The organism is Flavobacterium sp. LS1R10 (genome assembly GCF_003968825.1).
Lineage (GTDB): Bacteria > Bacteroidota > Bacteroidia > Flavobacteriales > Flavobacteriaceae > Flavobacterium.
Genome location: NZ_RYDH01000006.1, coordinates 1 through 12403 on the forward strand (window position 1 = coordinate 1; position 12403 = coordinate 12403).

Genomic DNA, 12403 nt, shown 5'->3' on the forward strand with positions numbered 1-12403 from the left:
CAAGCTACAATTACTTGCGGCAAAACAACAAAATATTCTGGTTTCCAAATCTTCGCGTTAGGGATAGTAGTGGAAAGTCAATAAAAAAACTGAAATTGCATCATTATTTAGTCAGTAGCATCTTCTAAAACTAGTAAAACAATCTCAACAACAAAAAATTCATGTCGTTAAAAATAATACACACCGCCGATTGGCATCTTGGACAAACCTTTTTGCAAAAATCAAGAATAGAGGAACACCAATATTTTATAGAGTGGTTGTTAAAAACCATACAAACGCAGGCTATTGATGCTATTATTATTGCAGGTGATGTTTTTGATGTTTCGAGTCCTTCGGTAGAAGCCATAAATAAATACCATTATTTTTTATTGGAGGCTTATAACTTAAATGTACAGGTCATCATTATTGGTGGGAATCATGATTCGGCGTCTCGATTAAATTCTTATAAAGATATTTTCAAAATTTTAAATGTAAGTATTGTCGGTGGAGATCTGAACAATGTGGGAGAATTAATCCCAGTTTACAAACGCGGAACAACAAATGCCGCAGCCGTTATTGCCGCAGTGCCTTACCTTCGTGATGGTGATATTCGTAAAATTATCGAGGGCGAAACCGTCAATGAAGCCCATGGTTTATTTACATCGGAAGTAAAAAAGCACTACGATAATTTGTTGAAACAGGCAAAAACGAATTATCCAGGTGTACCCGTTATTGGCACGGCGCATTTGTATGTAACCGGCTGTATTCTAAGTGAATCCGCCGAAAAAAGAATGCATTCTTTAGTGGGCACACTCGGACAAATCCCATCGAGTGTATTTTCAGCCGGATATGATTATATTGCCATGGGGCACATTCACAAACCTCAGATGGTCCAACATCCGGATAATGTGATTGCAAAATATGCCGGTTCCCCTATTCCACTCAGTTTTAACGAACGCAATGATCTTAAAGAAATAACTGTTTTGACGATTGCCGATAATAAAATAGCCCATGAATCTCTGTCCATACCTTTGCAAAGGAGTGTGATACGATTTGAAGGAAAGGCTGATGAAATTATTGAAAAAATAAAATTACATAAACCGTCACAAGTATTGCCAACTTGGGCAGAAATCATAATTACTGAAGCTGTCAATTTTATTGACTTTAATAACGAGATAAATGATTTATGTATTGATAGAAAAATAGAAATTTTGAACCGAACTACTAAGTATACCTCAATTAATAATCAATCAATAAGAGAAGAATATATTGCCGGTACCGATAATAATCCTTTGGATAATATCCCAAAAATCTTTACTATAAGATGCGAAAAGAAAGGAATGAATGAAGAAAGTATTGCCGGAATAATGCCGTTGTTTATGCAGATATTGAATGAAATTAATAACACATATTAGGTTTTCAAAAACATTTTTTGACCCAAGCGATAACCCACCGGCGAAGCATTACAGAATTCTGTCCGATTTCAATAAAAAAATAGCATCTTCTTATGAAATCGCTATGATTCCAAATCACAAACAGGAATGAAGAATGGCGATGCCATATTCCTTTAAAAAGCAAATATTATCTTAGTATGAAAATTTTAAAAATAAACATCAACAACATACAGTCTTTGAAAGGGGTTCAACCCGAAATTAATTTTACCGATGGAATTTTAGCCCATGCGGGTTTGTATGCTATTACCGGTCAAACAGGTGCTGGAAAATCGACCATTTTGGATGCAATTACTTTGGCGTTATACGGTAAAATAAATCGATATGGTAATGACAAACCGAGTTCTGAAATAATCACCCGCAATCAAAAAGAAGCTTATGCAGAGGTTACATTCGAAGTAAGTGACATCGTTTATTTGGCCAGATGGGCAGCTTCATTCAATAAAAATAACAAAATAAATGCGACGGATGACAGAAAACTGTCTAGAAAAGAGAATGGTGAATTTCGGTTAATTGCCGAAAAAGTATCAAACGTCAATCCAATGATAGAAGAAATTATTGGGCTAAAATACGAGCAATTTACCAAATCCATTTTATTGGCTCAAAATAATTTTTCAGCGTTTTTAAAAGCAAAACCGGATGAACGTGCCGAAATGTTGAGCAAAATAACGGGAACACAAATTTATGAAGAAATCTCGAAGAAGGTTTTTGAGCATACAAAAGCCTTTGAAACTGAAATTAATAACCTAAGAGCCACCATAAACGGAAATATTTTAAATGAAGAAGAATTAAATGCTATTGCCGTTTCATTTGAAGAAAAAGAAAATACGATTAAGGAAATAGAACCGAAATTAACCCGAATTCTGGCGGAAATTGCTTGGTTGGCGGCTGTTGAAAACACGAAAACAGAAATCAATCAGCATAAAAATTCGCTTGAATTGGTGAAGCAACATTTTTTAGATAATATCGAATTATATCAAAAATTAGAGCATTACAGCAAAGCAACACTAATTGAAAAAGATTGGCTAGCTTTTCAAAACAGTGAAAAGGAGTGCACTAAAAATACCGTAAACACGCAAAGAACGACTGATGAAATTGAAAGTCTAAATAAAAATTTGGCTACCATTGCACCCGAATTAGAATCTGCAATCAAAAAACTAGAAGAAACTCAAAAAGAGCAATTACTTAAAAAACCATTAATTGAAAGTGCCAAAACAACTTTTGGAGCGATTGCAAATAATAATGAAACCCTAAAACAAAATGCTAAAGATTTAGTAACAGCAAAAAGCAATTTCGATTCAAACCTAGAAGATTTGAAGGCTCAAACAGCCAAAAAATCAATCTTAGATTCTGCAATTGAACAGAACCAAAAAACCATTGTACAACATGAAAAATATGGCTCATGGGAAACAGAGAAGGGAGCTGTGATTTTAAAACGGCAGGATATTGAAAAATCTCAAAAAGAAATTGAATCGTTTAATATTGAAAGTTTACAAAAACAGATTTCTGATTATGATACAAAAAATATTGGGATAGAAAAGTTATTGCAAAACACAAGACACGAAAACACTACATTAAAATCGGAAGTTGATTTATTAGAATTACAAAAAAAGGATTCAGATACCTTAGAAAATTTATCGAAACTAAAAGACAATACAAAAACCGATTTAGAAAACTGGAAGAAATTATTAGAGTATTTTCCAAAATTAGAAAGTCAAAATGATCAATTAAGACTAAATTCTGCCGAATTAATTACCGCTAATTTATCCAGGGAAACTTTAGAAACAGCAATTTTTGACAAAAAAAAATCGCTGGGGATCTTACATGAAAATAAAAACTTAAAACAGTTATTGGCGAGTTTTGAGGAACACCGACACAATTTAAAAGAGGACGAAGATTGTCCGTTATGCGGTTCTAAAGAGCACCCTTATGCCATGAATTTACCTGAAATATTTTCTAAAAATGATATTGACGATAAAATCAAAGATCTAGATTACGAAATTAAATTAAAGGAAAATGAAAAGGAAGAAGCTGTAAAAAAAGCGGCAAGTTCCAGTCAACAAATCATAAACACGAATGCAACTATTGCTGAAATTCAGGAAGCTATTGCTAAATTAAAATACGTTTTACAAGTTGAAAAAGAGTTAAAAATGGAGGATATTGAAGCTGCAATTCTCAATTTGGAAGCTGAATTTGACTTTGTTCAAGCCCGGATTAATAAACTATCGGAATTGAATGCAGCTTATGACCGTGTTAATAAATTGTATTCCAATAAAACCAGCCATTTAAATGAAATTCATTTGTCCGATACTGCCTATCAAACTGCCAAAAAACAAATAGACGAAAAGGAAGTTAACATAGCCGAAAATTTCGCTTTTATAAAAAAGATATTCTATTCCTTTGATGAGAATTTAGAAGAAAATGACATCGCAGCCGTTTCTGAAATCGGCAAGAAACTAGGGGACAATTTAAGAAAACTGAATGCCGGTAATGAAATTTTAAAAGCCAATCAGACTGAAATTGTAACCGTAAACAATGCCATAACGGCGTTTTCAACAAAAAATACCAGTTTAGAAGAGAGTGTTTCAAAGTATATAAAAGAAGATGAAGCGCTTAACACTAAAAAAGGTTTGCTAGAGAATGAATTTAGAAATCAAACGGCCAATTTTGAATTGAAATCACCACAAGAGGAAGAATACCGTTTGCAAATTAAAGGTAAAACGGAACAAGATTCGGTAACCAAATGGAAAGGTAAAAAGGAAATCACCTTGGCTTCTATCAAAAACAAACACGTTGATGTAGGGCAATTGGTTGCCGAAAAATCAGAACTAGATGATGTATTTCGTTTGGCTACAGCCCAATTGAATGATAAGCTGACTGAAAATGGTTTCGAAAACAGTGTCCAATTACAAGAAGCATTAAACTTAGAAAACAGTGCTTTGTTAATTGCACAAAAACAAACATTCGAGACTAAAAAACAACAAATTGAAGGAGCATTGAATGCTAATTTACTCAAACAAGAGGAACTCAATTCCAATCCTTTAACAACTAAATCAGTAGAAGATTTAAATGTCGAAAAAGTGGCTTTAGAGGAAGACAAAACCAAAATAAACCAAGAAATAGGGCAACTTAAGGAGCAAATCAATAATAATAAAAAAATACAGGAGGAAAATCAGCTGATAATTGATGTAATCAAAACAAAAAACAATGTATTCCAGAAATGGGATTTATTAAATAAAACGGTAGGTTCTTCCGATGGCAAGGCTTTTAAAAAATTCGCTCAAGATTTCACCCTTTCCTTATTGGTGCAACACGCCAATAAGCATTTAGAAACCATGTTCAACAGATATGAACTTTTTAAAGATGACACCTCAGATGAAATGGAATTGCAAATAAAAGACAATAATTTTTTTGGTGAAATTCGCAATATTAATTCGCTTTCTGGTGGTGAAACTTTTTTGGTAAGTTTATCGTTAGCGTTAGGATTATCCGACCTTGCGAGTAAGAATACTAAAATCCGTTCCCTTTTTATTGATGAAGGTTTTGGTTCACTCGATCCCGAAAACTTGAATAATGCATTAGACACGCTCGAGTTGCTTCGCCAAAATGACGACCGCCAAATTGGGATCATCTCACATGTGGAAGAATTGAAAAAAAGAATTACCACTCAAATTCAAGTAAAAAAATATACGAGTGAGTTTAGTACTATTGAAATTGTGGATTAACAACGACGAATTAGCACCAGTATAAAGTACCATTTTGTCGCAAATATCTCGTATTTTGCGACAAAATAAAACGATTTAAAATACTGCCAATTCGCATTCTTTTAATTAATCCTCTGCTTCTGTTGTTTTTGAAATCCACTGATTCTCGATTCCCCACTTTTTATTTGGTACAGCAGCAGTTTCAAGGATCAGAGTTCCTCCTTTGCTAATCTCCTCTTGTGTCAACCAATTTCTGTATATTGGCTGGCTGTTTAATTGAGCTGATTGAACATAAAAGTACTCTTTATTATAATTAGACACTTGTATGTGAAATGATTTTCCATTTTCCCAATTTAATTTTACGGACTCAAAGATTGGAGCTGTCAAATAATAAATGGGGCTGCCAATATTTGCCGGAGACAGACCTATACTTCGCATTACAAACCAAGAGGACATCGTACCGGCATCATCATCCATAGTGCGGACATAGGCTTGGGGTTCGTTTTTATAAATCTTTTTTATATTCTTTGGTGATTTTTAGGATTTCAAACTATTTATTGAACAAAAAAATGGTGTCTTAACATTTAAGACACCATCTTTACTTTTATATTGTAGGCAATATTATCTTTTTACTCTAACTACTCTTGTAAAATTAGGATAGTTATATTTCCCCAAAACAGATCTTTCCATTTCTAGTTTATAAACTCCCCATGGTAACTTTACTTCAGTTTTAATTAGTTCAATCTTAGCGGTAAGTGGAACATTATTAGAAACTTTTTCTGTTAGCAACTCATACATAACCCGACCGTCCATTTGTTTAGGAATTGTTAAATTATGTAGATGGAGAACAGTGGGAATTATATCTACATTTGATGTAGGCAAATTACCTTCAAACTTGTTCTTAAAACTAGGGCCATTAGCCAGTAATGCAATATGAATTTCATAAGGGCTAAATCCACCATGACCTGCAACACCTTTTGCGAAACTTGTACCTGCATATCCAGCATCATTTTTGTTATCATTCCAGTTCATGTCTACAAGAACATCTCCTGATCGGCCATGATCCCAATATATTGATTCGAAAGAAAGCGTCCCTTCTACAAAACCATTTACATCTCCTTCTTTTAAAGCTTTTGTATAAATACCCCCTATCCAGTTCTGTTCCTGTAAGGCTGCAACAATATTTTTTATGGTCTTTTCATCATGATCCTTTACATAAACTGCTCCTTCAGCAACCACTACTTCTGTTGATTCCTTGTCTTTTTTTAGTCCTTGCTGGATTAGGAAATCTGCAAGGCCAAGTTTTCCAATATGTGTCACAAAACCATGATCGGAAGAAATGATAACATTAAAGTTTTGATCAAGTCCTTTTAATTGAAGTGATTTTATAATCCTTCCAAACTGCTCATCTACATATTTGATAGACTCAATTGCTTCGGGCGATCCTATTCCGTTTTTATGAGCAGCCGAATCTGGGTCGCCATACCACAATGTACTAACTAAAGGACCATCTAACGTTAATCCATATTTTATAACGGCATCTGTTAACCATTTGTGTTTTCCAAGACCGCTTGGAACTGTTCCAATTTCACTTAGTATTTTAGATTTCATAGTCTCTGGTAAAATCATAGTGGTATTAATGATTGCGCCTCCACTGACCTTATGATTTTGCATTAAAGCTTGTCCTGTAGAACCTGAGCTAAAAACAAAAAGACTTTTACCATTTTGTTCTAAAACTTCTCCCAGCGAAACTGATGTTAATAAATGGTTGTCTGTAGCTTTAGTAATTTTATTTAATTCTTCAGCTTCTCCCGTATTTAAACCTGCAGTTTCATTTATCTGCGGGAAATACACTGTATTCCCCATTAGTCCATGACTTCCAGGGTAACATCCTGTAGATAAGGAGGAGGCATTTACCCTAGTTACAGTAGGAAAAACACTATGATGTTGTTTGCCGTAACTTCCTTTTTTACTGAATAAATATACATTCGGCATTAATTCAGGGGTGATATAATCCGGTCTTAAGCCATCAAAGAATACAACTAATGTTCGAACATTAGATTTTTCAACCTTTTTTTGCGCTAGACTAGTGGTACTAACAAGCAAAGTCAATGATAAGATTAAGAAACTTTTATTTACGATTTTCATAATAGAATGATTTGGTTTTAAATTTAATCCAACTGGAACGCCTAGGTCTTTCTGGCTCTTAGAAGTATTTCCCTGTTTCTATTTCTGTTTTAGTTTTATATTTAAAAATGTAAAATAGTTTTACTTTTTATTTAATTATTTAGCCCACCAAACTTTACTAACGGTATTATCTCCTCCCATTGCTGCTGAGGCTGCTGCAAGATTTTCAGGATTAAGCGATTGTAGATATGTTGGATAAGGCACCCGATTTGGAAATACTCTTTCTGCTGGTATACCCGTTCCTCTTGGCAAAATCGGATATCCCGTTCTTCTTTTTTCAAACCATGACTGATAGTCAACAAAAAACGAAGCGTAATATTTCTGTGTAATGATTCTCTCTAATTGCGCTTCTACTGATGCATTGGTATCATAAACTACGCCCGCTTGTGTAAGATAATTTGAAGGCATAGTTGCGCCCCATTGGATCATTGATGCAGTTATTGCTGAATCATAATGCTGCTTAGGCGATTTTCCGGTATTAAATCCTTTTAATGCTAATTCTGCTTTAATAGACTCTACCTCAGACCAAGTCATCATTATACCCAATTGGGGTAAAGTTTTTATAAGATCATTATAGCTTGTATTGGCTCCGACCTGGTATTCAGTAGTTATAGGATAACCACTTTCTATACCTTGGTATACATTTTGACCGCCAACCATTACTGTTCTAAACCATATAGTTCTTCTTGGATCGTTATCTGTATTCATTTTATTGATGAAGTATTTGGTAACATAGGTACCATCTCTCCACTCCAATTGTCGTGTATTAAAATACGGATTGTAATAAGGGTATATTCCTGTATATTTAAAAATAGCATCATCAGTATTACTAGTAAACACAGGGTATTTTACAGGGTCCGCTAATAGTGCCGTAATTTGTTCATTGATATTAATCTCGCCATTACGTTTCGATAATCGTAGTAACAACCTCATTTTTAATGAATTACAGAATTTTTTCCATTTTACAATTCCCGGATTTGCACCTCCTGAAAGGCTATTGGAATTGTATAAAAGATCACCACCATAAGTCAGCGCTTTAGAGGGATCAAGCAAAGCATTGGCTTGTTCTAAATCACTCAGGATTTTAATATATATATCCTTTTGTTTATCGAATGCAGGTTTAAGGTTGCCTTCAGTTGCTTTAACGGCTTCTGAATAAGGAACATCTCCATACAAATCTGTGATAATAGAATAAGCCCAACATTTATAGATCATCGAGATCGCTTTATAGTTATTCTCTCCTAATGCTTCGGATGTTCTATTAATATCCTCTATGTCTGCCATATAACCATAGAAACTTGTCCATATTCCTGCACCAGGATTAATTACATATCGATGCACTCCCTCTCCCGAGGGACTAGATCGTGGTGCATCAACTTGCATCAACTCATGGGTAAGATTTCGAGAAGCAGTGATACTAGAGTTAACAATTCTATATTGCAACTGTCCCAACATAACTCCCGGTGTGATCTGTTTAGGTCGGTTTGGATCGGTATTTATATCCTCAAAATCTTTGGTACAAGAGGATAGTAGTACTACAAACAAAAAAAGAAAATTATATATTTTATTCATTTTTATCATGATCTATTGATTTAAAATTTTAGAGTAAGATTAGTTCCTATAGTTCTCGTGGAGGGAAATTGAGCTAATTCAACTCCTGGTGTCAGTGTCCCATTATTTAGATTTCCTCCTTCAGGATCAAAACCAGGAAACTTAGTAAAATTAAACAGGTCTCTTCCGAAAAAAGCAAGACTTGCCGATTTCATTCCTATCTTTTTCAAGAGGGTTTTCGGTAAGTTAAATTCGATCCGAACCTCTCTAATCTTAATAAAAGAAGCGTCAAATATATTGGTCTCTCCATTACCGATGTTATAATAATTTTCATAATAGGAACTAGCGGCTACTCTTACAGTGTTTGGAATATAAGTTCCGTCCGATTGTAAAACGACTCCTTGTCCTACAATTCCGCCATCACGACCTGGAAGCGTTACTCGGGTTTTCCCTAAGGTATTATTCTTATGATTGGTTTGCGAATACATACTTCCTCCTTTTTGTCCGTCTAGAAGTACACTCAATCTTACTTTTCCAATGGTAAACTCATTCATGATTCCTGCTTTCCAGTCAGCAAATGCATTTCCTCTTATTTTCAACACTGGATCCAATGTTGCAGGCAAACCAGCCGAAGTATATATAATCTGCCCGTCAGGAGATCTCTGGAAACCTCTACTGTACATATCTCCCATTCTTCCTCCAACTCTAGCTTCTATGCTTACATTATTCTCGTGGTTATAAATAACTTGGTTTGTAATCCCTGGAGCCAATTCTTTTACATAACTTCTGTTTCTACTCCAAGTCAAGGTGGTATTCCATTTGAAATTATTTTTGGCTATTATTTTTCCTGTTACAGCTAGCTCCATTCCTCTACTGTTTATTAAACCTGCATTTACGGTTGCATTAGAATAACCCGTAACTGGATCTAATGGAATTGCTAAAATCTGATTGCGACTATTATTATTGTAATAGGCCATATCAATTGATAATCGGTTTTTAAACATCCTAATATCAATTCCAGTTTCTATACTTGAAGTTATCTCTGGTTTTAAATTTGCATTAAATAAGATCGAAGTATTCGTAAAGCTATTGCCATAAATCCTGTCATAATACTTATCAGTTTGATACGGTCTTGTGTCATTACCAACCTGGGCCCAAGACAATCTAAATTTAGCAAAAGAGAAAATAGAGGGAAGATTTGTCATTTCGTGAATCAAGAAACTGGAACTGATAGAAGGGTAGAAAAAGGAATTGTTACCATATGGCAAAGTGCTTGACCAGTCATTCCGTCCCGTTACATCTAAAAATATTTTTTCCTGATAGGAGATTTGTCCTAAACCATAAAAACTGTTAATCGCTTTCTTTGTTTTTAAAGGATCTGCAACAGCTTGATCCAAGCTATTTGAAATTTGGTATATTCCAGGCTGCGATAACTGATCTGCATAAAGTCCTACAAAATCATAGTTTTGCCTCATTGAATTGGCACCTGCAATAATGCTATAATTGATATCCTTATTTAGCGCATTCTTATAAGTTAACAGTGCATCTGTATTTATTTCATAACTAAATACATTTTGTTCTCTATACATTCCACGAGCATATTTAGTCATACTAAAAGGACGTTGTTGTGATCTGAACTCATTTGACATATCTAGTCCAGAACGGACCATCAATTCAAGTTTATCATTAAACTGATAGGTAGCGGACAAGTTTCCAATTACCCCGTTTTTATTCATTTTGTTTAGCATTTCATACATACCTAGATAAGGATTATCAGGTCCCGTATTAAAAGGATTTTTTTGTTTTACACCTACTAGGCCAGGCTGCCAATAAGGTTTAAACCATTCCGGCTTAATGTTTGGAGCGGTACCAATCATTAGAAAATACATTATGGATTGATTGTTGTAACCTGCAGCTGGTAGATTATCACTTTTCTTATTCGTATAATTTACTTTACCATTTATTTTTAACTTCTCAGAGATTTTTTGATTTATAGATAAGGAGGCATTTAATCTTTCGAAACCCGTATTAGGAAGAATCCAATCATTTTTTAGATGAGTAATCGATAATCGAGTAGAACCGTTTTCATTCCCACCTTCTAATGCGATACTATTTGATTGTGTCGTTCCTGTTCTAAAAAATCCAGAAATATAATTTTTGTTGGCAACCCATGGTGAACGTTCAGTAGGTTTGCCATTTGCAGCATTAGGATTATATTGAAAATAAGATTGACCATCAAATCTTGGCCCCCAGGCTCTTCCTGCTCCTACATTTGTACTTGTATTTAGTCCGTCAGCACTATCTAAATAAGAATAGTATTTATCAGTTCGACCTTCTCCATATTCAAATTGATAATCCGGCCAACGATTCACTTGATCAAAACTAAAATTACTACTTATTGTTACTCCTATTCCTCCACCTTTAGTTTTGCCAGACTTGGTAGTAATAATAATTGCGCCACCTGCAGCTCTTGTTCCATAAAGTGCCGTTGCACCTGGCCCCTTCAAAACTGTTATTTTCTCAATATCTTCAGGGTTAATATCTGATAATGTTGAACCAAAGTCAACTGGACTATCCTGAGAAAGGTGTGATGAAAATCCTGTGCCGGTGATCTTACTACTTACAGGTACTCCATCCAAAACAATCAAAGCTTGATTGTTATCAAGGTTAAGTGAGGATTCTCCACGAAGAGTTATTCTAGAGGACCCCATTGGACCAGCTCCGCTTCCCTGAATATTTAAACCCGCGACTTTGCCAGATAGAGAATTCACCCAATTATTTGATTTGGAGTCAGTTACTGAATTTGCACTAAGAGATTGTGCTGAATATCCTAGCGACTTTTCTTCTCGTTTTATCCCTAATGCTGTTACAACCACCTCTTTTAGAGCCGTTTCATCTTGTCCTAGTATTACTTTAATTTCAGTCTTATTTTCTATATTGATTTCTTTCGTTTCAAATCCTACATAACTTATAGACAAGACTTTTGTATTTGCTGGAACACTAATCGTAAATTTTCCGTCAAAATCAGTTGTTGTAGCTATAGAAGTCCCTGATACAAAAACAGATGCCCCAGGAATAGGTAAATTAGACTCATCTAAAACCAAACCTGTAATTTTTCGATTTTGCTGATTCTTTTTCGGAATACTTTTCGGGATACTTTTCGGGATACTTTTTGGAGTAATATCAATAAGCTCTTTTACCAGAACTCCATTTTTTGTGACTTTAAAATCAATATTTGCCTTGGTTTTCAAAACCGTTAAGACTTGATTTAAATCTTGGTTATTTATCGTAATTGAAATTTTCTTTTGAAGAAAATTTTGGTCTGACATATAAATAAACTTATTATTTATTTGCTGTTCTATAAGAGTAAAGGTTTGCTTTATGGAAACGTCTTTTAGATTTAAATTGATTTGTTCTTTTTTAACTGCAATATTTTCAATAGCATTTGTATTTGAAGTCTTTGAATAAGATATCCCATTACCAAATAGAAGCAATAAGGATACCGTTAGAATAATTTTTTGTTTCATTTTA

The 12403-nt window shown here is 34.4% G+C and carries 6 protein-coding genes; 2 read left to right on the forward strand and 4 right to left on the reverse strand.

The genetic code is table 11. The annotated features are described in order from the left end of the window. Positions 1-161: 161 nt before the first annotated feature. Together sbcD and EKL96_RS11025 are read left to right on the forward strand one after the other, a co-directional pair. A complete protein-coding gene (gene sbcD, locus EKL96_RS11020; RefSeq protein ID WP_126462181.1) occupies positions 162-1394 on the forward strand; it encodes an exonuclease subunit SbcD in 1233 nt (410 codons plus the stop codon). 176 nt (positions 1395-1570) lie between these two features. Beyond that, a complete protein-coding gene (locus EKL96_RS11025) occupies positions 1571-5155 on the forward strand; it encodes an AAA family ATPase (protein ID WP_126462184.1) in 3585 nt (1194 codons plus the stop codon). A 105-nt stretch (positions 5156-5260) separates the two neighbouring features. On the opposite strand, the gene EKL96_RS11030 is transcribed toward EKL96_RS11025, so the two are convergent. From EKL96_RS11030 to EKL96_RS11045, 4 genes are all read right to left on the reverse strand, one after another. Beyond that, positions 5261-5611: a glycoside hydrolase domain-containing protein gene (locus EKL96_RS11030; RefSeq protein ID WP_233579297.1), complete on the reverse strand. Its 351-nt coding sequence runs from the start codon at positions 5609-5611 to the stop codon at positions 5261-5263. Positions 5612-5755: 144 nt separating this feature from the next. Then, the gene (locus EKL96_RS11035; RefSeq protein ID WP_126462186.1) at positions 5756-7282 is read right to left on the reverse strand and encodes an alkaline phosphatase family protein; all 1527 of its coding nucleotides are present in this window, start codon (positions 7280-7282) and stop codon (positions 5756-5758) included. A 135-nt stretch (positions 7283-7417) separates the two neighbouring features. Next, complete coding sequence (locus EKL96_RS11040; RefSeq protein WP_126462189.1) at positions 7418-8893, reverse strand: SusD/RagB family nutrient-binding outer membrane lipoprotein; 1476 nt, start codon at positions 8891-8893, stop codon at positions 7418-7420. Between the two features lie 20 nt (positions 8894-8913). Continuing rightward, the gene (locus tag EKL96_RS11045; RefSeq protein ID WP_199739620.1) at positions 8914-12399 is read right to left on the reverse strand and encodes a SusC/RagA family TonB-linked outer membrane protein; all 3486 of its coding nucleotides are present in this window, start codon (positions 12397-12399) and stop codon (positions 8914-8916) included. Positions 12400-12403 lie beyond the last annotated feature (4 nt).